Source organism: Streptomyces sp. NPDC001135, assembly GCF_053598395.1.
Map to the genome: position 1 here is coordinate 380895 of NZ_JBSFKD010000001.1, position 22127 is coordinate 403021.

Sequence of the window (22127 nt, forward strand, 5' to 3'; positions counted from 1 at the left end):
GGCCGCGGCGGGCCCGGGGGTCTCCGGCACGGTGGCGCGGCACACCAGGGCGTGCACGGCCTGCCGGGGACCCCGGCCGCGGTGGACGATGCCGACCACGGTCTGCGCGATGGCCGGCTCAGGCCGGTGCGAAGACGAACAGGCCCGCCGCCGTGCCGACGTAGCCGTAACCGGTGGCCGTGTCGACGGACGGGATGTTCTCCTCGGGCAGGTTCTTCGCCAGCACCTTCTTCGTCCGGGTGTCCACCGCGATGCCGGTGTTCGTGGCGCTCTTGTCGTCCGTCACCCCGTACAGCACCGACCCGTCGGCCGTGAAACGGACGGGGTCGAGGGCGTGTTCGCCGTCCTGCTGCTCCCACCGCCGCTTGCCGTCGGCGGTCTGCCACACGGCGGTGCCGGGGAAGTCCTCGAACGTGACCACGTCCCGGGCGGCGAGGTCGCCGGAGGGCGAGAACAGCACCTCCGCCGGGCCCTGGTACGAGGTGAGGAGCGCGCCGCTCTTCAGGTCGTACCAGGCGTGGATCCAGCTGCCGGAGGAGAAGGAGAGGCCGGACTTCCAGCCGACGAGGACCTTGCCGTCGGCGATCCGCAGGATGCGCTTCTCCTCGCTCTTGGGGTGGCCCTTGTCGTCCAGGGCCACGCCCTTGGGGATCTTCGCGTCGGCGGTGCTCCACACCCGCTTGCCGGTGGCGAGTTCGTTGAGCGTGATCTGCTCGGGCTCGGTCTGGTAGTTGCTGGCGTTGAGGAAGCCCGCGTAGTAGCCGCCGCTGATGAGCGGGGCATGGGCCACGGAGGCGTCCGCCGTGCCGGTCTCGGCGTCGTAGGTGCAGCTGGCGGCGGTGCCGGTGCAGGTGACCGTGCGGGACGGGCCGCCGCCGACGGGCGTGAGACGGAGGGTGTCGTCGGTCTTCTCGACGCGGTAGCCGTCCAGCAGGGTGCCCCGCTCGTACGCGGGGACCTTGGCGAGTTCACCGCCGTCGGCGCCGTACAGGGTGGCCGTGGTGGTGGTCTTCGCCTCGGTGAGGCCGTCGGACCGGCTGGTCGTGGAGGAGGTCACGGCCACGGCGGGGGCGCCGTCGTGCCAGGTGACCGCCTCGACCGTCTTGGCTCGCACCTTCAGCGCCTTGCGGACGGCCCCGGTCTTCACGTCGCGGAACTCCAGCGTGAGGGGCTCGGCCTCGTCGGAGTCGGACAGCATGCCCTCGGTCAGCGTGCTCGCGTACCCGCCGTGGGCGTTCTTCGCCAGCAGCAGGGTGGAGCCGAGGTCGAGGACGCCGGGCGCCGAGGTGCCCTCGGCGGGCAGGCTCCAGGCCGCCCGGGCGGCGAAGCCGGGCAACGCGGGCCCTTTGTAGGCGGGGCCCTTCACGGTGTCTTCGGCGGCCGGGGCGTGCGCCGTCGCCCTGCCCCCACCGCCGGCCGTCCCGCCGCCACCGCCGCATCCCGTCAGCAGCGCCAGGGACAGCGACATCCCGACGAACGACATCCCGACGACCGCGCCGCGCGCCCGCGGACGTGTCCCGCTTCCGTGATTCACGGATCCCACCCCCCCCGTGTCCATGACATGACCGCGGGTGATCCTAACGGAATGACGATCTTCGTCTGCCCTCGCCGTCATGGCCGGCTCATGCCGTGGCGCACGCTCGTGCCGCCGCACCGAGGCGGCGGACACCCTCGGTGAGATCGGCGAGGTCCTCCGAGGCCGCGAAACCGAGCCTGAGGCAGGGGCCCGATTGCTCGGCGGGGAAGTACCGGGAGCCCGCGTCGACCGCCACACCATGGGCCCGTGCCGCGTCCGCGACGGCCGAGTCCTCCAGGCCGGGCGGCAGCTGGACCCACAGGTGCAGACCGCCTTCCGGGATCCGGGTCGGTGTCCAGCCGGGCAGTTCGCGCGCCATGCCTCCGGCCAGCACCGCACAACGCTCCCTCAGCTGCGTGGAAAGGGCGCGCAGATGACGGTCCCACGCGGGAGTGCTGACCAGCTCCAGGGCCGCCTCCTGCAGCGGCCTGGCGACGAAGAAGTCGTCCACCCGCCGCATCCCCTGCAGTCTGCGCATCACCGGTCCACGGGCGATCACCGCCCCGATGCGCAGGCTCGGCGAGGCCGGCTTCGTCAGTGAGGTCAGCTGGACCACGGTGCCGTCGCGGTCGTCCGCCACCAGGGGGAGAGGCACCGGGCCGCCGTGGCCGAGGTGGCGGGCGAAGTCGTCCTCGACGAGGAACGCCCCGGCGGCGCGGGCCACGTCCACGACCTGGCGGCGGCGCGCCGGCGCGAGCACGGCACCGGTCGGATTGTGGAACGTGGGCTGGCAGTACATCAGCCGGGCCCCGGTCACGGCGAAGGCGTCGGCCAGCAGGTCGGGGCGGACGCCGTCGCCGTCCATCGGTACGGCCACCGGGCGCAGCCCCGCCGCGCGGGCGGCGGCCAGCGCGCCCGGGTACGTCGGCGACTCCACCAGCACCGGGCTGCCCGGCGCGGCCAGCGCCCGGAAGAGCATCGACAGCGCACCCTGGCCGCCGCCGGTGATCAGTACGTCCTCCGGGCCGACCCCGCTTCCGGCCGCTCGGGCGAAGACCGCGCGCAGCGGTGCCAGGCCCGCGGCCGGTGCCCGGTCCCAGGCGCCGGGACGGCGGGCCGCCCGGGCCAGGGCCGCGCCCAACGCCCGTTCCGGGCGGAGGGACGGGTGCAGATAGCCGCCCGCCATGGCGATCCCGCCTGCGGGCGGCGGCTCCGAAAGGCCGTCCGCGGCGCCCGGATCGACGTCACGTCCGGCGAGTGCCACTGCCTGCCAGGAGGTGTCCGGAGCATCGGCGGCCGAGCGGGCGCGGCGCGGGGCGACGTAGGTGCCGCTGCCCGGGCGGGTGACCACCTCGCCCTCGGCGGCCAGTTGGGCGAACGCCCGCGACACCGTCACCGGGCTGACACCGTGACGCGCCGTCAACTCCCGGCTGCTGGGCAGCCGGTCGCCGGGTGCGAGACGGGCGATCTCCGTACGGAGTATCCCTACCAGCGCCTCAGTACTGCTACTCTCAGGCATGAGACAACAGAGTAACGCTTCTCTCCTCTCTGGAGAATCGCTCCCCGGCACCGCGGCGGAGATCGCGGCGCTGCGCGCCGACACCCCGGGCTGCGAGTCGGTCGTCCACTTCAACAACGCGGGCTGCGGCCTGGTGGCCCGCCCGGTCCTCGCGGCGATGACCGACCACCTCCGGCTGGAGGCGGAGATCGGCGGCTACGAGGCCTCCGCCGCACGGGAGGTCCAGGTCCGCGACTTCCACGCGTCCGTCGCCGACCTCCTGGGCACCGGACCCGGCAACATCGCGTTCGCCGGCAGCGCGACCCATGCGTACACCAAGGCCCTGTCGGCGATCGACTTCCGGGCCGGCGACGTCGTCCTCACCACCCGCAACGACTTCATCTCCAACCAGATCGCGTTCCTCGCCCTGCGCAAACGCCTCGGCGTCGAGATCGTCCACGCCCCCGACCACCCCGACGGCAGCGGCGTCGACGTCGACGCCATGGCGGCGCTCATGCGCTCCCGCCGCCCCCGCCTCGTCGCCGCGACACATGTGCCCACCAACTCCGGCCTCGTCCAGCCGGTGGCCGAGATCGGCCGCCACTGCCGGGAACTGGGCCTGCTCTACCTGGTGGACGCCTGCCAGTCGGTGGGGCAGTACCCGATCGACGTGGACGAGATCGGCTGCGACCTGCTCACCGCGACCTGCCGCAAGTTCCTGCGCGGCCCACGCGGGTCGGGCTTCCTCTACGTCTCCGACCGCGTCCTGCGGGAGGGCTACGAACCGCTGTTCATCGACATGTACGGCGCCCGCTGGATCGACCCCGGGACGTACCGGCCGGTGGACAGCGCGGCACGGTTCGAGGAGTGGGAGTTCCCGTACGCCACCCTGCTCGGCTGCGCCGCGGCGGTGCGCTACGCCCTTCGGGTCGGCCTGGACCCGATCTCCCGCCGGACACCCGCGCTGGCCGCCCGGCTGCGCGACCGCCTGGCGGACTTCCCCGGCATACGCCTCCTCGACCGCGGGCCGGCCCCGGCGGCGCTCGTCACCTTCGAGGTCGAAGGCTGGCAGCCGCAGCCCTTCAAGACGGCCCTGGACGAACAGGGCGTCAACTCGGCCTTGAGCTTCCGGGAGTTCGCGCAGTACGACTTCGGCGACAAGGACGTCGACTGGTGCCTGCGCCTGTCACCGCACTACTACAACACCGAGGACGAGGTCGACACGGTCGCCGCGGCCGTCGCCGAACTCGCCGGGCGCGGGCAGAGGACCCGCTGATGGCGTCGGCCGATGTGGCGGCGGCCGGCCCGGGGGCGGCTGCCGGGGAACCACCCGGGACCCTCTGGCGCAACGGCGACTTCCTGAAGTTCTGGCTGGGCGAGACCGTGTCCCTGCTCGGCACCCAGGTGACGACCCTCGCGCTGCCCCTCACCGCCATCCGCGCGTTCGGGGCCAGCGACGAGCAGGTGGGGCTGCTGCGCTTCCTGCAGCTCGCCCCCTACCTGGGCCTCGCCCTGATCTTCGGGGTGTGGGTGGACCGGGTCCGCAGGCGCGGGGTCATGCTCGCGGCGAACCTGGTCCGGATGGTCCTGCTGGCGCTCGTCCCCGTCCTGCACTGGGCGGACGCCCTCAGCATGGTCACCCTGACGGTCATCGCGTGCGCCGTCGGTGTCGCGTCGGTGCTGTTCGACGTGAGCTGGATGTCGTACGTCCCCACCCTGGTCCGCGACCCCGGCCAGTACGTCGAGGCGAGCGCGAGGATGGGCGTCAGCTCCTCCACGGCGGACGTGGCGGGGCCCGGTCTGGCGGGCGTCCTGGTGTCGGCGCTGACCGCACCGGTGGCACTGGTCGTGGACGCCTTCTCGTACCTGGTCTCCGTGATCTCCCTGCTGCTCATCCGCACCCCCGAGCCACGTCCGGAGCGGGGCGCCCGCCGCCACGTCCCCTCGGAGCTGCGGGACGGCCTCCGCTGGGTCATGACGGACAGGATCCTGCGGGCCCTGGCACTCGTCGGCTTCTGCTGCAACTTCTCCATGATCACCGTGTGGACCATGTTCCTGCTCCACGGCACACGCGACCTGCATCTCACCCCGTCGGTCCTCGGCGGTGTCTTCGCCACGGCCTCGGTGGGCGGCCTCATCGGCGCGTTGATCTCCGGGCGGGTGATCCGACGGTTCCGCCTCGGACGCGTCTACCTGCTGGCCCAGTCCGCCCTGCTGCTCGGACCGAGCCTCCTCGCCACCGCCGCGGGACCGAAACCGCTGGTGATCACGATGTGCGTGGCGTCCTTCTTCCTCACGTACCTGGGACTCGGCGTCGCCAACGTCGTCATCGTCAGCCTCCGGCAGACGAGCACTCCCGCGTCGATGATGGGACGGATGACCGCGGCCTTCCGGACACTGCTGTTCGGCGGCGGCGCACTCGGCGGCCTGTCCGCCGGGCTCCTGACCGGCGCCCTCGGCGGCAGAGGCGCCCTGACCGTCGCGGCGATCGGCTCCGCCGCGGTGGCGATCGGACTCCTCGCGTCCCCGGTCACCGGACTGGCGGCCCTGCCGTCACCGGCCGAGCCGCGCGAGCGGTGAACGCTTCAGGAGCGGGACGCCACCCTTGCCGGGCGGCGCGCCGGCGGTTCGGCGTCAGCGGTCGGCGACGATCGGCCGGTAGTCGACACATATCGACTCGGACGTCGGGTGCGCGGCCTGCCGGCCCTTGATCTCCACACGCGCGCCCGGCTCGATGGCGTCGTACACCTGCTTCCCCGCTTTGGGGGCGAGGGCGAGGGAGCCGAAGATCTGGTCGTTGCCGACAGCGGTGGCTTGGGCGGGTTCCAGCTCGAACATCAGGAGCCGCTCGTGGTGACTGCGGTCGGTGAAGGTGACCGCCCACCGCCTGGAGTCCGAATAGTCACTGAGCTTGCTGCTGAGCTTGCTGCGGCGGACCTTCACCACGGGGTACTTGGCGGTGACCGTGACCGTCGTCTCGCCGATCGGGCAGAAGCTCGCCGGCGAGGCGATGGGGAACCTCCTGCCCTCGATGACCAGTGCGTGGGAGTCCAGGTCGACCGTCACCCGCTGGACGGGCGAGGGGGACGGGGCCGGCCTGGCCGGCGCCGGCTCGGCCGGGGAGCCGTCGAGGGCGCCGGAGGCGACGGCGGTGAGGGCCGCGGCCGCCAGCGCGCCGGTGGAGAGCAGAACGCGTCGGCCGCCGCGGCGGCGTGCCGCCCGGCTCCTCACCTGTGCCCCCGTGGCCGGGGCCGGCGCCGCGCCGCGCGCGGCCAGGCCACGAAGCCGGGCGGACAGCTCCGCCTCGGTCAGCAGATCTGGTGGCGGCTGATCAGACACAGGCTTCCTCCGTCGGGTGGGGTTCCTCGCTCACCAGGTGAGCGGCGAGTGCCGAACGACCGCGCGACAGCCGTGCCTTGACGGTGCCGACGGCCGCGTTGGTCTCGGCGGCTATCTGCTCCACGCTCAGATCGCACAGGTGGTGCAGCACGATCGCGGTCCGCTGGGCTTCGGGCAGGCGGCGCAGAGCGGTGACCAACGCCACGTGGTCGGGACCGGGTTCGGGCACCGGCCGCGGCGCGGACTCCCCCCGGACCAGGTTCCACCAGTGGCGCGCCCGCCGCCAGCGGCTCATCGCCAGACGGTGTGCCACCGTGCGGATCCACGCCTCGGGGGCCTGGTCGCCGGTCAGGACGGACGAACGCCGGTCCCAGGCCCGCACGAACGCCTCCTGCACCACGTCCTGGGCTTCGGCGTGGTCCCCGGTCAGGGCGTACAGCTGGCCGACCAGACGCGGGTAGGCAGCCGTGTAGAAGAGGTCGAACTCGTCCTCGGTCACCTTGTCGTGCTCTCTCTCACGGCGCGGGGCGTGTGGTGTACCGCCGGTGCGGTGGGGGTCATGCGGTCGTGGTCTGTCCGGTGGTGCTGTGCTCGAGCCACTGCTTCCAGGTCAGGTTCCAGTCGCCGTAGCCGTTGCCGGCGGCGACGGTGGCCTTGTCCGACCCGGTGACCGTGATGACGTCGCCGACCCGTACCTGGTCGTAGAAGCGCTTGGCGGTGCCGTCGGTGGCGAGGCCGACACAGCCGTGGGTGACGTTACGGTGTCCGGCCTCGGTGTCCGCCCGCGGGTTCTGGTGCACGTACGTTCCCGACGTCGTCAGGTGCACGGCCCAGAAGTAGTCGCCGCGGTACTCCTTGCCGAGGCCCACGGTGCGGGAGTCCATGAGGACCTTGGACTGTTTGTCCATGACGACCATCGTCCCGTTCCAGGTGTCCAGTCCCGGCTGTCCGGTGGTGACCGGGATGCGCCGGGTCCTCCCGCCGGTGCGGACGGTCATCTGGTGGGTTCTGGCGTCGACCGTGGCGACCAGCGACCGGCCGATGGTGAAGTGGCGGACGCCGTGCGAACCGAGGCGCAGGGTGAGGGTGGTGCCGGGCTGCCAGTAGGTGGTGCGGGGGCGGAAGTCGACACGCTGCCCGTCCAGGAGGTTCTGGTCCTTCACCCAGCTCCAGGCGCCGGTCGTCCCGGACGGGGTCTGTACCCGCAGCCAGCTCTCCACGGCCTTGCGCTCGGCGGCGGGGACCGGCCGGGGGAAGGTGACGGATATGGGCATGCCCACCCCGACCGTCTGCCCGTCGGACATGTTCACCCGGGCCTGCGCGAGCACGGCGGGCTCCGGCATGGACGGAGCCGGACGCGCCTCGGACGTCCGGCCCGTGCCGTCCCCGCCCTTGGCCTTCGCGTGCGCCGCGGCGGAGACCCGGGCGTCCGGTGCGCCGTCGGCCGTGCGCACACCGGTAGCGGTGTCCGTCGAGCAGCCGACGGCCGAGAGCAGAGCGATACAGGTGGCGACGGCGGCGCCGAGACGGCCGGCGGTCCGACGGGCCGAACGGTCCACGTACATGTAAGTCCCCCCAGTGAGGTGCGGTATCGCCTCCTATACGCACGGGCTCGGGGCCAGGTTGCATCGGATCGGAACTTCGTACGTCCGGGGTCGCGGCGCCCATGGAGGGGTGCCCTCGGCCGTCCGGCCGTCCCGGTCAGGTCGTCCGGTCGTAGGTCAGGCCGGGCGCCTGCGCGCGGCGATCCGCTGCCGGGAGGCCTCGTACAGCACGGCGGTCGCGGCGTTCGCGGCGTTCAGGGAACTCGCCGATCCGGTCATCGGAATGCTGACCGTGTGGTCGCACAGGCTCCGCCAGGAGCTGCTCAGCCCGGACGTCTCGTTTCCCACCAGCAGCAACACCGGCTGGGTGAAGTCGAAGTCGAAGACGTCACAGTCCCCCTGCTCGTCGGTGCCGACCAGGACGATCGGCTGCCCTTCGGTCCGCTTCGCCTCGATCCAGGCCATCACGTCACCGGGCGAGGGCACGCGTACCGCGGGGACGGCGAACAGCGAACCGGTGCTCGCCCGCACCGACTTGGGGTCGTACACGTCGGCCGCGTGTCCCGACACGATGAGCCCGTGCGCCCCGAAGGCGTCCGCCGACCGGATGATGCTGCCGATGTTCCCGGGACTGGTCGGCCGGTCGAACAGCACACCCAGGAAGTCGTCACCGGCGCCGAACCGGCCGAGGTCGTCGGCCGGCATCTCGATGACGGCGACGAGCTCGGGCGCGTTCTCGTTCTTCTCCCCGAGGTCCGCCAGCATGTCCGGTGCCATGGCGATCCGTTCGGCATCGACCGTGCGCAGCAGTTCCTGCGCCCACTGCGACAACGTCCGCCTGCCGTCGTATATCAGCGCCTTGACGGGCCAGCCGTACCGGACGGCCATCGAGAGGGGACGGACACCCTGCACGAGGAACTCGCGCAGCCGCGTTCGCTTGTTGCGGTTGGTCAGCAGCGACTCCCACTGCTGGAAACGGGCGTTGCGGGAGGTGATGCGCTGGACCGGTGGCACGTGTTCTCCAAGCTGGCCGGTGTCGACGGCGTGTCCGCGCCAGCCTAGGAGAGTCGGCGAAGGCGTCCGGCACGGCGGCCCGTTCACGGCCGGCCCCCTGTGCGGAACGGCAGAGCGGTGGAGGGCTCGGTGGACAGGGGGGTGCCCCCCAGGGCGCGCCCTCCGGCCGGGGCTTGTTCGGGCCGCTGGCCGAGGTCATGCTCACACCGCGTAGCAGCCGGACCGCCGTCGGTCCCGCGGCCGCCATCGACATGGGCTACATGAACCTCGCCATGTCCGGGACCGCCGTCACTTCCCGGACGGCTCCGTGAACTCCCGGATCAGCCTGCCGACCCGGGCCGGCTCGTCGAGGTGAACCATGTGCCCGGCCGACTCCAGCCGGACCACGCGGACATGGCCCGGCAACGCCGCGAGCTCCCGTCCGATGCCGCGTACCAGTGCCTCGTTCAACTCCCTGATGTGCTGCGGGAGGTGGTCCAGGTCCGGCGCGCGCCCGCCGGCGACCAGCAGGGCCGGTATGCGCAGTGCGCGGACCTCTGCGAACAGGTCGTAGCCCGCCAGCGGGGCCATCAGCGCGGGTAGTTCATCCGGGAGAGGGCGTCCTTCGGAGCGCCGTGCGCGCGCCACCTCGTGCTCCGGGTCCCACCCGAAGCGCTCGGCCGTCGCCCGTGCCCGTGCCTCAAGCTGTCCGGGCTCCGACGCAGCCGGGGCACTGGCAAAGAGAGCGGTCTGCTCGGCTCGACGCTCCCGCACCTCCTGGGGCGTCAGCCCGGGGTACAGCGCGGGCACCCCGCCGCCGAAGCCGTCCAGGTCCACCACGCCGGCACAGTCCCTCGATACCGCGTACCGCACGGCGATCACGCCGCCCAGCGAGTGCCCGACCAGCCAGGGCCTGCGCAGCCCCAGCGCGCGGACCACGGCGTCCACGTCGGCCAGGTGGTCTTCCCACGCGTACGAGGACGCCGGTGCCGAACGTCCGTGCCCGCGCAGATCCATGGCGACCAGCCGCAGGCCGGTCAGGTGGGGCCGGACGGGCTCCCAGTCGAGCGCCGTGCGGTTGGCACCGTGCAGCAGCACCACATCAGGCCCTTCCCCGCCGTGGTCGAGGACGGCGATGCCGTCGATCCGCGTCTCCACCGTCATGCGGTGACCTCCTTCGCGATCCGCTCGATCTCGGCGGGCGTGCCCGCCATGATGGTGCGCAGGTGCTCCGTGACCAGTTCCACCGGCCAGTCCCACCACGCCGCCCCGAGCAGCCGCTCGATGTCGGCGTCCTCGTAGCGGCGCCGGATCGGGCGGGCGGGGTTGCCACCGACCACGGTGTACGGCTCGACGTCGGCGGTGACCACCGCGCCTGCCGCGACGATCGCGCCGTCACCGATCCGCACACCCGGCATGATCAGCGCCTGGTAGCCGATCCAGACGTCGTTGCCGACCACGGTGTCGCCCCGGTTGGGCATGCCGGTGACCAGGTCGAGGGTCCGTTCCGTCCAGGTGCCGCCGAACATGGTGAACGGGAAGGTGGAGACCCCCATGGTGGGGTGGGCGGCGCCCGCCATCAGGAAGCGGGTGCCGGCGGCGATCGCGCAGTACTTGCCGATCACCAGCCGCTCGGGCCCGTAGCCGTAGAGCACGTTGCGGCGTTCGAACTCCGTCGCGCCGTCGGGGTCGTCGTAGTAGGTGTACTCGCCGACCTCGATCCGGGCGTCAGTGACCAGCGGGCGGAGCAGGACCACCCGGTTGTGCTCGGGCAGGGGGTGCAGGGCGTCGGGGTTCGGGATCGATGCGGTCATGGTGACGTCCTTCCTTTACTGCAATGACTAAAGCAACTGGAGGCGCGTTAGTATCCTTGCAGGACGTCCACTCGTACGCAAGCCTTAAAGCAACTGGAGTCGACTTTGACTGAGAAGTCGGAGGCCGCGACGGCCATGAAGGCCACGAGGGCAGGCACCAGGCCCGGCGGGCGAAGTGCCCGGGTCCGCGCGGCCGTGGTCGCCGCGACCCTCGCCGAGCTCGCCGAGAAGGGGTACGACCAGCTCACGGTCGAGGCGATCTGCCACCGCGCCGACGTCAACAAATCCACCGTGTACCGGCGCTGGGGCGGCATCGACGGCCTGATCGCCGACGCGCTCGCGCTCTCCGCCGACCAGCCCTGGCCGATCCCCGACACCGGGAACGTGGACGAGGACATCCACCTGATGGCCCACGAGGTGTACGCCACCTTCACCGACCCCGACCTGCGCACCACCCCGACCGCCCTGATCGGCGCGGCCCTCCGCTCCGACCTCGGCGCGGCGGCGCTCAGCGCCTTCTTCACCGCCCGCCACCAGCAGGCCGCCGAGGTCGTGACCCGCGCCGTGGAACGGGGGCAACTCCCCGCAGGTGTCGATCCGGTGGAGCTGATCCGGGCCGCCACCGCCCCGCTCTACCACTGCCTCTTCATCACCGGCGAACCCCTCGACGAGCGGGCCGCCCACCGCGCAGCCGCCGCCGCCCTGCTCGCCGCCCGCGCCGGCCTGTTCAACACGGCAGAACCCTGATCGTCTTCATCGGGATCGGTCCGGGAGGGGCCCGGCTCGGCGAGGGCCGTCATACCGGCGACGCGCGGGCGCGGCGGCCAAGACGCACAAGCGCCGCGCCAGGCAGTCGGCCAAGGCGAAGGCCAAGCTGGGTGAGCTCCGGCCGGCGCCCCGCCGACCTGCCCTCGGGCCCGGGCGGAGGCCGGCCCGTATCGACAGCGCTCATCAGCGCGTTCGTGATCAGTGGCCCGAGTGCCGGCGGACGATCGCCTGCCGACACTCGGACACCCGGAACTGCCCCCGATACTGCTCCCGATGCGGCACTCAGTTCCGAGCGTTGAGAACGATCAGGCGTATGTACTGACCGGCGTAGGTGATGAACACGCCCGCGCCCTTGGCAACGGCGTCCGGTGTCGTGGTCGCCACCGGCAGCGGCTTGGCGACCCCGGTCTCGGCCGAGACGGAGACGGGCATGTTCCCGTCGGTGCCCTCCTGCTCGGTCAGACCATAGGCGGTGCCGTCGTCGCCGACGGAGACGAGAGTGACCTTCTTGGCGTCCTTCCCTTCGCCGACGCAGTGGCCCTTGCCCGTCTTCAGGTCGAAAACACCGCCGTCCTCGACCAGGTAGTCCCTGTTGGGGGACAGGCCCGGAGGGGTGTCGTAGGGATCGGGCCACTTGGGTGCCCGCAGATCGTAGGGGGTGCCGATGGTCTCGCACGGGGCAGTTGCCCGGAGCCTGCCGGTCGCCAGATCGTGTACGGCGGAGATGGGCTTGTCGGAGGTGGTGTACCAGCCGGCGATCAGGTAGTCGCCCGTGGCGCTGTCGATCCGGCCGTTCGGCGTCTCCCAGGCGCCTGTACCGGCGGATTCCCCCTTGAGTACCGAGTCGACGCCGGGCGGAGTGACCGTTGCGCTGTACCAGCCGCCGTCGGCGCCGAAGCCTCCGGAGGAACTGCCGCCCTGATCGAGTCTGCCGTTGGTCACGAGGCCGTCCGGGCCCGGGAAGGCGATGGTGGTGTCCAGGTCACGCGCTGCCGGCCGCTGAGCAGCGCCAGGTCAGACCTGCCCGAGGTCGATCTCCACCGGGAAGGGGGCCACTACCTTGAGGACGCCGGTGAACACGTCTCCGTCCCGGTAGGTCTTCGTCGCGGGGTCGAGAACGTAGGTGTACACGAGAGGAACGCCTGTCGCGGCCTGCTCGATCCGCCAGTAGAAGCCGATGCCTGCCTTGGCGTACTGGTCGACCTTCACGATCCGGTCGGTGGTCTCCGAGCCTGGTGACACCACCTCCGCGACCAGCAGCACGTGCTCAGGGCGGGTGGGGGTGATGTCGATCGTGTCTGCGCGGTACACGACGACGTCCGGGCGCCGATTGGTGAGCGGGATGTCCTGAAGCCGGACGTCGAAGTCCGTGTCGGCGTTCCACTCCGGGCCCGCGGCGGCATCCAGGGCGTTCGCCAGAATCCGGGCCAGCCGGTTGTGCCGCTTGGACGCGCTGGGACTCACGACGACCATCCCGTCCACGATCTCGATACCGGCACACTGCTCCTCGGACCAGGACTCGTACTCCTCCGCCGTGATCTGCTCATGCATCCATGCCGGGGCTACCATCTCGGCCGTCATGAAGCACCTCCCGGACACTGTGCTGCGGGCCCGATCCCGCTGGGTTCAGCGTACTGTCTGCCATCCGTCCGGCACGCTGATCTCGCTCACGCCCGCTCCCGTCGGCCGGTATCCGACCAGGTAGCCCACGACAAAGGAGGAACCGGCGCGGTGGGCATGGTGGACCCGTCACCGCAGCATCGGAACGGGCCAGCGGCACCACTGACCCGGTGGCCCACGCCGCGGAGTGCGGCAACGGTCGGCCCGGCGAGTGCCGGTCAGAGCCGTGGCAAGGCTTGTGGCCGGGTGCGGGCTCGCGGCGCGACGCTCACGCAAAACGGCCCCGGACAAGGAGTCCGAGGCCGAGCTGAGCGCCTCGCTGAGGGGGAACCCCCAGGTCAGAGCGGTAATGCGTGGTGCCCCCGGCAGGATTCGAACCTGCGACACCCGCTTTAGGAGAGCGGTGCTCTATCCCCTGAGCTACGAAGGCGTGGTCGGGCGCCCGGTGGGGCGCTCGGTCCACAGGGTACCGGATCAGGGGGCGGGCGGGTGGGGTGCTGGGTTCAGGAGAGGGGGATGCGGGTGAAGCGGGACGTGGTGTGCAGGTCGGCCTGGATGTGGTCGGCGGTTCTGCGGAGTTCCGGGAGGAGGTCGTGGAGGCAGTCCTCGAGGGTGCGGCGGGCCGCGTGGGTGGCGACGTTCAGCGCGGCGATCGTGCGGCCGGCGCGGTCCCGTACCGGTACGGCGATGGAGCGCAGGCCCGATTCCCGTTCCGCGTCGGCCAGGGCGTAACCCTGGGCGCGGACCTTGGTGAGAGGCGGCGGCGGGTCGGCGGTGTCCGCCAGGAGGACGCGGCCCAGGGACGTCGCGGCGGCGGGCAGGCGGGCGCCGACCGCGATGCGCACGGTCAGGACGCGGCTCGCCCCTGCCCCGGCGATGTACTGGATCTCCGTGCCGTCGGACGTGAGGACCGCGAGTGCCGTCGGCTCCTGCAGACGGTTCGCCAGGGCGCGGAGGTGGGGCTCGGCGAGGCGGGGGAGCGTGGTGCGGGACAGCGGGGGGAAGCCGAGGTCCAGGACGCGTGGGGTGAGGGCGAAGGTGCGGTCGGGGCGTGCGAGCACCAGGCCGAGGTGTTCGTGGGTGAGCAGTGTGCGGCGGGCCGTGGCCCGGGCCAGGCCGGTCGCCCGTGCCACCTCGGCCAGGGACAGCGCCGAGCGGCCCTCGCCGAACGCGGCCGGGACGGTCAGGCCGCGCGCCAGGGACTCCACGAAGTCCCGGCCCAGCTCGTGTTTGGACGCCGTGGTCCAGGTCGCGAGGCCCGAGGGCGGCTGGCCGGGCTGCGGCGGGGGAGCGGTGCGCAGGTCGGACTCCATCGCCGCCACCGCCGTACGAAGGCGGGGCAGGAGACCGGTGCGCAGGTCGGCCGCGCGGTGCCGGCTGGTGTGGCTGACCACGCTCGCCACGCAGGCCAGGCGGCCGGTGCCCGGATCCCGCACCGGTGCGGAGACGGCGACCAGGCCCGGTTCGATCAGCTGGTCGTCCATGGCCCAGCCGTCGCGGCGCGCCCGCTCCACCCGTGCCGTGAAGGTGGAGCCGGCGGTGGGCAGCGGGCGGGGCGGTACGGCGGGGAACGTCGCGTCCGTCGGATCCGCCGCGCGGCGGGCGCGCCAGCGGGCCCAGTCCGGCCGCGTCCACTCGGTCGCGAACAGCGGGCCCGGCGCGGTGCGTTCGGCGGGGAGCAGGTCGCCGGTGCGGAAGCTCACGGACATCGCGCGGCGGCGGGTGGCCTGGTGGATGAAGCGGATGCCGTCGAGGTCGGCGACCGCCAGCGACACCGACTCGTCCAGCTCGTCGGCGAGGGCGTCGGCGCGGGCGCCGAGCAGCGCGGGCAGCCGGAGGGCGGCCAGGTAGGCGTTGCCCAGCTCCATCACGTAGGGGGCAGGAGGACGTCCCGGCCGTCGAGGCGGACGTATCCCATGCGGGACAGGGTCGCGGTGATGCGGTCGACCGTGGCGCGGGCGAGGCCGGTGGTCCGTTCCCGTTCGCTCGGACTCAGCGTGCCGCCCGCCTCGGTCAGCCGCCGCAGCACTCCGACCCCCCGCAGCAACGGCCCGACCGCCTCCCCCGTTTCGCCACGGGCGTCGGTCTCCAGTGCGGTCTTCGCGGGCATCGGCTCTCCGTACGGCATCCGGGCACGCCTACGGTGAGCCTCGCCCGGCACCCCCTCGCCCGATCGGCCCCCACCTGCGCAAAGAGCTCCGCGAACCGCTTCTCGTCGACCGCTCCCCCAACCCGCTCCCTGTAACTCGCTCCCCCCAACTCGCTTCCTGCAGCCAGCTCTCCGCAGCCCACTCCTCGCGACGAGCCTCTGCGCAATCAGGCCCGCGCAGTGAGCCCCCGCGTCGTACGCACCCCCTGAGCGCATAGCCCCTGCGCGCACAACCCCTGCGCGCACAACCCCTGCGCGCACAACCCCTGCGCGCACAACCCCTGCGCGCACGACCCTGCGCGCACGACCCTGCGCGCACGACCCTGCGCGCACGACCCTGCGCGCACAGCCCCTACGCCCGCGTGACCCCTACGCCCGCGTGACCCGCACCCGATAGGTGCCGTCCTCGTCCTTGTCGATCACCTGGACGGTGATGCCGTGGCGGGGGTCCTTGAAGGAGGTGCCGGGGGAGAAGGGGGCGTCGGAGAGTTCTGCCTGGACGTTGGGGCTGCGGGTGCAGCCGCCGCTGTTGGGGTGGCTGTCGTACACGTTGACGGGACCGCGTCCGGTGTCGATCGTGCCGTCGACCTTGTAGATCAGCAGGCCCGGGCGGCAGATCGCCTCGTCGTTGCCGCCCTGCTCGCGCACCTCCAGGGCGTAGGAGCTGTGGGCGTTGACGGGGACGAGGATCAGCTTCCCGCCGCCCGGCTTGTACAGCGGCGTCAGCAGGTACTCGACGCTGCCCCGGGTCGCCGCGCACCCCACCTGGGTGCTGTCCAGCCAGCCCAGCTTCCACTTGTGCCAGGCGAGCAGGTCGTTGTTGGCCCCCCAGTCCTCACTCATGATGTCCCAGTGCCCGACCGCGCCCCCGCCCTCCTGTGTGTACAGGTCGGGCAGGCCGAAGGTGTGGCCGTTCTCGTGCGGCAGCACCCGGTAGCCGGTGCGGCCGTAGGAGCCGGAGCCGTCGTCCTGGCGGGAGTAGACGAAGGACGCGTTGGCGATGGGGACGCCGTCGGCGACCGGGGCGTCGGTGTTGCCGGCGAAGGTCACGGACAGGACGGTGTCCAGCGCGGACGGGCCTGCGTTCGGGGTGATCAGGATGTTGAAGAGGTCGTACGAGCGGAAGTCGACGGTCGGGTCGGCCGCGTCCACGATGTCCTGCACCAGCTGCCGGTAGCCGGGATCGAAGGGCGCGCCGCGCTCGATGCCGTACTCCTTGAAGGGCTTGGGCATCCGCAGCCACCCGGGGATCGGTGTCTCCGGCCGGTAGTCCAGGCGGCCGTACGACGCGGTGCGGAACCACTCCCGGGTCTGCGGGAAGAACTCGCGGAGGCGGTCCATGGCGCTGCCGTGCCCGGGCGCGTCGGAGAAGTCGACCATCAGGGTCAGGGCGTGGACCGTGCCCGTGGAGCGGGCGTAGCCGTGCGGGGTGGGCAGGCCCTCGGTCATCTGTACGTCGAGACCGCCGCGGACCGTACAGGGGTCGAGGGCGGAGGAGCGGGCCATGGCGATGGGCCCGGCGGTGGTGGGCGCCGTCAGGTGTGCGGTGCCGGCCGAGGTGCTGACCGCGAAGGTCAGTGCGGTCACCGCGGTGAGGGCGGCCGCCCGGCGCGGGCGTATGCGGCTGCGTATGCGGCTGCGGCCCGTGCGGGGGGCGCGGCCCCGCGATCCCTGGCAGGAACCCCCGCCGGACGGCCGGCCGGGGGTGCGGCCTCCGTCGGGGAGGCGCCCGTGGGGAAGGGAGATGCGGCGGGGCGGCTGCGGCTGCATGCATGGGCCCTTCGCTCCACGGCAGCCGCCGGTTCCCGGCTGCACCCTTGCGCTCACCCTGTGTCGGAGGGGTGGGGGCCGCGCGCTGGAGGAGACCGATCGTGGGAATGCCGGTCCGCACGGGGGTGAATCCCGGCGGGCGAGGAGTGGGGCGGTGAACGTGGCTCAGGTCACAGGACTTCTTTTCGCGGGCGGGAAATAACCGGGGAGCGTTTCCCCGTTTAGCCCTGTGTCCGAGCGAACGAAGTGACACGGGGACTGTCTCGCACTGTCTCCCCGGATCGCCGCGCCCGCCCGGCCGACACCCCTGACAGAACGGCACCCCTGCCACCACACCCCGTACCAGCGCCGCCGGACCAGTACCAGCACCAGCGCCGGTCACAGCCCCAGCACCGAGGAGTCCACCGTGCCGACCGCGACCACCCCCGCACCGCGCAGGGCGCACCGGCCCCGCGCCGACGCCCTGCGCAACCGGGAGCGGATCGTCACCGCCGCCCGGGAGATGTTCGTCGAACACGGCCCGGACGTGCCGCTCGACGAGATCGCCCGCCGGGCCGGCGTCGGCAACGCCACGGTGTACCGCAACTTCCCCGACCGCGAGGCCCTCGTCCGTGAGGTCGTCTGCTCCGTCATGGACCGTACGGCCGAGGCGGCCGAAGTGGCCCTCGCCGAGACCGGGGACGCCTTCGCCGCGCTGGAGCGCTTCGTGCACGCCACCGCCGAGGAGCGGATCAGCGCGCTGTGCCCGATGATCTCCGACACGTTCGACCAGCACCACCCCGACCTGGAAGCCTCCCGTGAGCGCGTGGAAGGGCTCGTGGAGGAGGTCATGGGCCGGGCCAGGGCGGCCGGACAGCTCCGGCCCGACGTCGGCGTCGGCGACCTGATGATCGCCGTGGCCCAGCTGAGCCGGCCCCCGGCCGGCACGGACTGCCTGCGCGGCGACCGTTTCGTCCACCGCCACCTGCAGCTTCTCCTCGACGGCCTGCGGGCGCCCGCCCGTTCCGCCCTGCCGGGCACGGCCGTGACCATCAAGGAGCTGCGCGACTGCTGACCGATGTGCTGCGCCAGTCCCCGACCGATGTGCTGCGTCAGTCCCCGACCGATGTGCTGCGTCAGTCCCCGACCGATGTGCTGCGCCAGTCCCTGACCGATTGCTTCACCGATGAGTTCCGCCGCCGACCCCGGTCCATCCCTGCGGCTGCGTACAGCCGTTCTTGACCCTTTTTCTTGACCCTTTTCCGTCACGAAGTCCCGAAGTGGGTACCCCCATGTCCGAAGCAGCCCGCAAGGCTCCCGGCGCCACCGCGCCGACCGGCTTCGCCGCACGCGCCGGCGACGCCAACCGCTGGAAAGCGCTCGTCTTCATCGCGCTCGCCCAGCTGATGGTCGTCCTCGACGCCACCATCGTGAACATCGCCCTGCCCTCCGCCCAGACCGACCTCGGCATATCCGACGGCAACCGGCAGTGGGTCGTCACGGCCTACGCCCTCGCCTTCGGCGGCCTGCTGCTGTTCGGCGGCCGTATCGCCGACAAGTGGGGCCGCAAGCGCGCCTTCGTCACCGGCCTGGCCGGCTTCGCCCTGGCCTCCGCGCTCGGCGGTGCCGCGACCACCGGCCCGATGATGTTCGGTGCCCGCGCCCTGCAGGGCGTCTTCGGCGCGCTGCTCGCCCCGGCCGCCCTGTCGCTGCTCGCCGTGATGTTCACGGACGCCCGGGAGCGCGCCAAGGCGTTCGGCATCTACGGCGCCATCGCGGGCGGCGGCGGTGCCGTCGGCCTGATCCTCGGCGGTTTCCTCACCGAGTACCTGAACTGGCGCTGGACCTTCTTCGTGAACGTCCCGTTCGCCGTCGTCGCCGCGCTCGGCGCGTGGTTCGTCATCCGTGAGCCGGAGGGCGGCCGCAACCGCAACCCGCTCGACATCCCGGGTGTCCTGCTGTCCACCCTCGGCCTGGTCGCCCTCGTCTACGGCTTCACCCGCGCCGAGTCCGACGGCTGGGGCGACGCGGTCACCGTGGCCATGTTCGTCGCGTCCGCGGTGCTGCTGCTCGCCTTCGTGGCCGTCGAGTCCCGGGTCAAGGCCCCGCTGCTGCCGCTGCGCGTGGTCAGCGACCGCAACCGCGGCGGCATCTACCTCTCCCTGGGCCTCGCGATCATCGGCATGTTCGGCCTGTTCCTCTTCCTGACCTACTACCTGCAGGTCGTGAAGGGCTACTCGCCGGTCAAGACCGGCTTCGCCTTCCTGCCGATGGTGGCCGGCATGATCACCGGCTCCACCCAGATCGGTACCCGGCTGATGACCCGGATCCGGGCCCGGCTGCTGATGGGCCCCGGCTTCCTGGTCGCCGGCCTCGGCATGCTGCTGCTGACCCAGCTGGAGATCGGCTCGTCGTACCTGACCCTGCTGCTGCCCGCGATGGTGCTGCTCGGTCTCGGCATGGGTACGGCGTTCATGCCGGCGATGTCGCTGGCCACCCAGGGCGTCGAGCCCCGGGACGCCGGTGTCGCCTCCGCCATGGTCAACACCTCGCAGCAGGTGGGCGGCGCGATCGGCACCGCCCTGCTGAACACCATCGCCGCGTCCGCGAAGACGTCGTACTTCAAGGACCACATCGCGGGCGCCGCCGGCAAGCCGCAGCAGCAGCTGGTCGGGCTCCAGGCGATGGTGCACGGCTACAGCACGGCGATCTGGTTCGCCGTCGGCATCCTGGGCGTGGCCGCCCTGATCGCCTTCACCTTCGTCAACGCCGGCCGCCCGGGCACCACCGAGGTGATCTCCGGCGAGGGTGTCGAGGACGAGGTGCCGGTGCCGGTGGTGGCCCACTGACCGGGCCGGCGGTGCGTTAGCGGAGCCAGGGCAGGTCCGCACCCGCTTCGTTGGGCTGGAGGCCCTCGGCGACGATCTCCATGATCTCGCCGAGGGCCTTCTGCTGTTCGGGGCTGAGCCGGTCGAACATCGCCTGCCGTACGGCGGCCACATGGCCGGGCGCGGTGCGCTTCAGTACCTCGACGCCCTCGTCGGTGAGCACGGCGAACTGGCCGCGCTTGTCCGAGGGGCAGTCCTCGCGGCGCACCCAGCCGTTCTTCTCCAGCCGCGCGATCGCGTGCGACAGCCGGGAGCGGGTGATCTTCGCCTGCATCGCCAGCTCGGTCATCCGCAGCCGGCGGCGCGGGGCCTCGGAGAGGCCGACGAGAAGGCCGTAGTAGATGTGCGGCATGCCCGCGTCGCGCTGCAGCTGCCGGTCGAGGTGGTCCTCCAGCAGGGTGGTGGCGTGCAGGTAGGCGCGCCAGACGCGCTGTTCCTCGTCGGTGAGCCAGCGGGGCTGTGCGGCGGAGTCGGATGCCGTGTTCATGTGTCCCACTGTACGAGTCAGCTCCTTGAAACTTGAACAAGTCGGGCGTATGGTTCGCAGTAGAACTTGAGAGTTAAAGCAAAGCGATGAGCTGAAGCAAGGGTTGCTCGCGCACGCGGAAGTGCTGTTCACGAGAGCGGCAGTGCTGTTCACGAGCGCCGAAGCGCTGCTCACGAGCACTGATGCGCTGCTCACGAGCGCCTGAGTCCATGGGAGCCGCCGTCATGTCCACCACCGCACAGGAGAAGCCAGCCGCCGGGCCCGGGCGCATGCCCGCCCTGTACCTCAGCCACGGCGCCCCGCCGCTCGCCGACGACCCCGTCTGGCCCGGTCAGCTCGCCGCCTGGGCCGCGGACCTGCCCCGCCCCAAGGCGGTCCTCATGGTCTCCGCCCACTGGGAGGAGGCCCCGCTCGCCCTCGGCGCGGTGCGCACCGTCCCCCTCGTCCACGACTTCTGGGGCTTCCCCGAGCACTACTACCGGGTGCGGTACGCCGCCCCCGGCGCCCCCGAGCTGGCCGCATCCGTCCGCAAGCTGCTGCGCGCCCCCGGCACCCCCGTCCAGGACATCCCCGACCGCGGCCTCGACCACGGCGCCTACGTCCCCCTCGTTGAGATGTTCCCGGCCGCCGACATCCCCGTCCTGCAGATCTCCATGCCCACCCTCGACCCCGTGCGCCTGATGGACATCGGCCGCAAGCTCGCCCCCCTGCGCGACGAGGGCGTGCTGATCGTCGGCTCCGGCTTCTTCACCCACAACCTCGCCGCCCTGCGGCACACCGGCGGCGGCGTGCCCAGCTGGTCCTCCGAGTTCGACGACTGGGGCCGCCGCGCCCTGGAGGGCCGCGACTGGGACGCCCTGCTGGACTTCCTGGACAAGGCACCGGCCGGCCGCTACGCCCACCCGCGCACCGAACACTTCGCCCCGCTGTTCGTCACCATGGGCGCGGCCGAGGCGGGCGGCGAACTGGATGCGCAGAGGTCCGTGATCGACGGCTTCTGGATGGGAATGGCGAAGCGGTCGGTGCAGTTCGGCTGAGCTACAGCTGTTTCTCGTACCAGGCCACGTCCCAGTAACGGCCGAACTTGCGGCCGACCTCGTGGTACGTGCCGACGTACCGGAAGCCGAAGCGGGCGTGCAGCCGCCCGGAGGCCTCGTTGGGCTGGGCGATCCCGGCGTAGGCACGGTGCACGTCCTCCTCGGCCAGCACCTTGAAGAGGGTGTCGTAGAGCAGCGTGCCGACGCCGCGCCGGCCCGCGTCGGGCGCGACGTACACCGACACCTCCACGGATGTGACGTACGCGGGCTTCGGCCGGTAAGGGCTGGATGTGGCGTACCCCAGAATTCGCTGTGAGTCGCCCTCCGGTTCCGTTTCCGTGGCAACCATCAGGCGGTACGGGCCGTCTTCCGGGTGGGAGAGCAGCCAAGGACGGCGCTCTTCCGGAGTGAAGATCGCGGTATCGAATGTGATGGCCGTCTCACGTACGTAGTGGTTGTAGATCGCCGTGAGGGCGTTGAGGTCACCCTCGACTCCCGGTCTGACCTGCGCCTCTTTACGTTGCGTCGGCATCTCGCCTCCCAGCGTGGCGGAACAGGGTACTGCATGATCAGAAAAATTGGGGGGCGGGTTGGGAATTCTGTCCGGATTCCAGTCGTTGTTTCCCACGGATGCAGGGCACCCGGAGAGAGTCACAGGGGACTCAGAAGGAGTCCCGGAGACGGTCCCCGCCAGTGCCGAGCGTTCGCAGGACCACCCGCCAGCC

19 protein-coding genes, 1 tRNA gene and 1 pseudogene are annotated in these 22127 nt (G+C 71.9%); 6 read left to right on the forward strand and 15 right to left on the reverse strand.

Going from position 1 to position 22127, the window contains the following annotated elements; translation table 11 throughout:
* Positions 1-118: 118 nt before the first annotated feature.
* Together ACWC94_RS01910 and ACWC94_RS01915 are read right to left on the reverse strand one after the other, a co-directional pair.
* Positions 119-1534, reverse strand: a complete 1416-nt coding sequence (locus ACWC94_RS01910) for a hypothetical protein (protein ID WP_450794382.1) — start codon at positions 1532-1534, stop codon at positions 119-121.
* An 88-nt stretch (positions 1535-1622) separates the two neighbouring features.
* A complete protein-coding gene (locus ACWC94_RS01915; protein WP_450794383.1) occupies positions 1623-3035 on the reverse strand; it encodes an aminotransferase-like domain-containing protein in 1413 nt (470 codons plus the stop codon).
* On the opposite strand from ACWC94_RS01915, the gene ACWC94_RS01920 reads away from it, so the two are divergent.
* Entirely contained in the window at positions 3034-4290 is a 1257-nt protein-coding gene (locus tag ACWC94_RS01920; RefSeq protein WP_450794384.1) for an aminotransferase class V-fold PLP-dependent enzyme, read from the forward strand. The two genes, ACWC94_RS01915 and ACWC94_RS01920, sit on opposite strands and share 2 nt — an antisense overlap.
* Positions 4290-5594, forward strand: coding sequence for an MFS transporter (locus ACWC94_RS01925; protein WP_450794385.1), 1305 nt, complete (start codon positions 4290-4292; stop codon positions 5592-5594). Before ACWC94_RS01920 ends, ACWC94_RS01925 begins: the two co-directional genes overlap by 1 nt.
* 54 nt (positions 5595-5648) lie before the next feature.
* On the opposite strand, the gene ACWC94_RS01930 is transcribed toward ACWC94_RS01925, so the two are convergent.
* The 6 genes from ACWC94_RS01930 to ACWC94_RS01955 form a co-directional block, all read right to left on the reverse strand.
* The gene (locus ACWC94_RS01930; RefSeq protein ID WP_450794386.1) at positions 5649-6353 is read right to left on the reverse strand and encodes a hypothetical protein; all 705 of its coding nucleotides are present in this window, start codon (positions 6351-6353) and stop codon (positions 5649-5651) included.
* On the reverse strand, positions 6346-6852 hold the full coding sequence (locus ACWC94_RS01935) for a SigE family RNA polymerase sigma factor (RefSeq protein WP_450794387.1): 507 nt from the start codon (positions 6850-6852) through the stop codon (positions 6346-6348). Before ACWC94_RS01935 ends, ACWC94_RS01930 begins: the two co-directional genes overlap by 8 nt.
* A 58-nt stretch (positions 6853-6910) precedes the next feature.
* Complete coding sequence (locus ACWC94_RS01940) at positions 6911-7918, reverse strand: L,D-transpeptidase (RefSeq protein WP_450794388.1); 1008 nt, start codon at positions 7916-7918, stop codon at positions 6911-6913.
* Positions 7919-8074: 156 nt separating this feature from the next.
* Positions 8075-8911 (reverse strand): TrmH family RNA methyltransferase, encoded by an 837-nt coding sequence (locus ACWC94_RS01945; protein WP_450794389.1) that lies wholly within the window; start codon positions 8909-8911, stop codon positions 8075-8077.
* Between the two features lie 288 nt (positions 8912-9199).
* Positions 9200-10054, reverse strand: a complete 855-nt coding sequence (locus ACWC94_RS01950; protein WP_450794390.1) for an alpha/beta fold hydrolase — start codon at positions 10052-10054, stop codon at positions 9200-9202.
* On the reverse strand, positions 10051-10704 hold the full coding sequence (locus ACWC94_RS01955; protein ID WP_450794391.1) for a CatB-related O-acetyltransferase: 654 nt from the start codon (positions 10702-10704) through the stop codon (positions 10051-10053). Before ACWC94_RS01955 ends, ACWC94_RS01950 begins: the two co-directional genes overlap by 4 nt.
* A 105-nt stretch (positions 10705-10809) precedes the next feature.
* Here ACWC94_RS01955 and ACWC94_RS01960 point away from each other — a divergent pair, with 105 nt between their 5' ends.
* Positions 10810-11451, forward strand: a complete 642-nt coding sequence (locus tag ACWC94_RS01960) for a TetR/AcrR family transcriptional regulator (protein WP_450794392.1) — start codon at positions 10810-10812, stop codon at positions 11449-11451.
* 303 nt (positions 11452-11754) lie between these two features.
* Here ACWC94_RS01960 and ACWC94_RS01965 read toward each other — a convergent pair whose 3' ends face one another.
* The 5 genes and pseudogenes from ACWC94_RS01965 to ACWC94_RS01985 form a co-directional block, all read right to left on the reverse strand.
* Positions 11755-12414, reverse strand: coding sequence for a hypothetical protein (locus tag ACWC94_RS01965; protein WP_450794393.1), 660 nt, complete (start codon positions 12412-12414; stop codon positions 11755-11757).
* A gap of 72 nt (positions 12415-12486) precedes the next feature.
* Entirely contained in the window at positions 12487-13053 is a 567-nt protein-coding gene (locus ACWC94_RS01970; protein ID WP_450794394.1) for a Uma2 family endonuclease, read from the reverse strand.
* A 393-nt stretch (positions 13054-13446) separates the two neighbouring features.
* Positions 13447-13522, reverse strand: a tRNA-Arg gene (locus tag ACWC94_RS01975).
* A 73-nt stretch (positions 13523-13595) separates the two neighbouring features.
* Positions 13596-15202: pseudogene (locus ACWC94_RS01980) on the reverse strand (IclR family transcriptional regulator domain-containing protein).
* Between the two features lie 408 nt (positions 15203-15610).
* Positions 15611-16828 (reverse strand): M6 family metalloprotease domain-containing protein, encoded by a 1218-nt coding sequence (locus ACWC94_RS01985; protein ID WP_450794395.1) that lies wholly within the window; start codon positions 16826-16828, stop codon positions 15611-15613.
* A gap of 589 nt (positions 16829-17417) precedes the next feature.
* On the opposite strand from ACWC94_RS01985, the gene ACWC94_RS01990 reads away from it, so the two are divergent.
* Both ACWC94_RS01990 and ACWC94_RS01995 read left to right on the forward strand, forming a co-directional pair.
* Positions 17418-18065: a TetR/AcrR family transcriptional regulator gene (locus tag ACWC94_RS01990; protein ID WP_450794396.1), complete on the forward strand. Its 648-nt coding sequence runs from the start codon at positions 17418-17420 to the stop codon at positions 18063-18065.
* A gap of 217 nt (positions 18066-18282) precedes the next feature.
* Positions 18283-19839, forward strand: a complete 1557-nt coding sequence (locus ACWC94_RS01995) for an MFS transporter (RefSeq protein ID WP_450794397.1) — start codon at positions 18283-18285, stop codon at positions 19837-19839.
* 16 nt (positions 19840-19855) lie between these two features.
* On the opposite strand, the gene ACWC94_RS02000 is transcribed toward ACWC94_RS01995, so the two are convergent.
* Positions 19856-20365, reverse strand: coding sequence for a MarR family winged helix-turn-helix transcriptional regulator (locus ACWC94_RS02000; protein WP_450794398.1), 510 nt, complete (start codon positions 20363-20365; stop codon positions 19856-19858).
* Positions 20366-20589: 224 nt separating this feature from the next.
* Here ACWC94_RS02000 and ACWC94_RS02005 point away from each other — a divergent pair, with 224 nt between their 5' ends.
* Entirely contained in the window at positions 20590-21402 is an 813-nt protein-coding gene (locus ACWC94_RS02005; protein ID WP_450794399.1) for a dioxygenase family protein, read from the forward strand.
* Between the two features lies 1 nt (position 21403).
* Here the strand turns inward: ACWC94_RS02005 and ACWC94_RS02010 are convergent, their stop codons facing one another.
* Positions 21404-21934, reverse strand: a complete 531-nt coding sequence (locus ACWC94_RS02010; protein ID WP_450794400.1) for an N-acetyltransferase family protein — start codon at positions 21932-21934, stop codon at positions 21404-21406.
* Positions 21935-22127 lie beyond the last annotated feature (193 nt).

Coding starts and splice junctions, on each gene's coding strand:
- ACWC94_RS01920 (WP_450794384.1), top strand. CDS start 3,034: ATGAGACAACAGAGTAACGCTTCTCTCCTCTCTGGAGAATCGCTCCCC.
- ACWC94_RS01915 (WP_450794383.1), bottom strand. CDS start 3,035: ATGCCTGAGAGTAGCAGTACTGAGGCGCTGGTAGGGATACTCCGTACG.
- ACWC94_RS01925 (WP_450794385.1), top strand. CDS start 4,290: ATGGCGTCGGCCGATGTGGCGGCGGCCGGCCCGGGGGCGGCTGCCGGG.
- ACWC94_RS01940 (WP_450794388.1), bottom strand. CDS start 7,918: ATGTACGTGGACCGTTCGGCCCGTCGGACCGCCGGCCGTCTCGGCGCC.
- ACWC94_RS01950 (WP_450794390.1), bottom strand. CDS start 10,054: ATGACGGTGGAGACGCGGATCGACGGCATCGCCGTCCTCGACCACGGC.
- ACWC94_RS01955 (WP_450794391.1), bottom strand. CDS start 10,704: ATGACCGCATCGATCCCGAACCCCGACGCCCTGCACCCCCTGCCCGAG.
- ACWC94_RS01970 (WP_450794394.1), bottom strand. CDS start 13,053: ATGACGGCCGAGATGGTAGCCCCGGCATGGATGCATGAGCAGATCACG.
- ACWC94_RS01995 (WP_450794397.1), top strand. CDS start 18,283: ATGTCCGAAGCAGCCCGCAAGGCTCCCGGCGCCACCGCGCCGACCGGC.
- ACWC94_RS02000 (WP_450794398.1), bottom strand. CDS start 20,365: ATGAACACGGCATCCGACTCCGCCGCACAGCCCCGCTGGCTCACCGAC.
- ACWC94_RS02005 (WP_450794399.1), top strand. CDS start 20,590: ATGTCCACCACCGCACAGGAGAAGCCAGCCGCCGGGCCCGGGCGCATG.
- ACWC94_RS02010 (WP_450794400.1), bottom strand. CDS start 21,934: ATGCCGACGCAACGTAAAGAGGCGCAGGTCAGACCGGGAGTCGAGGGT.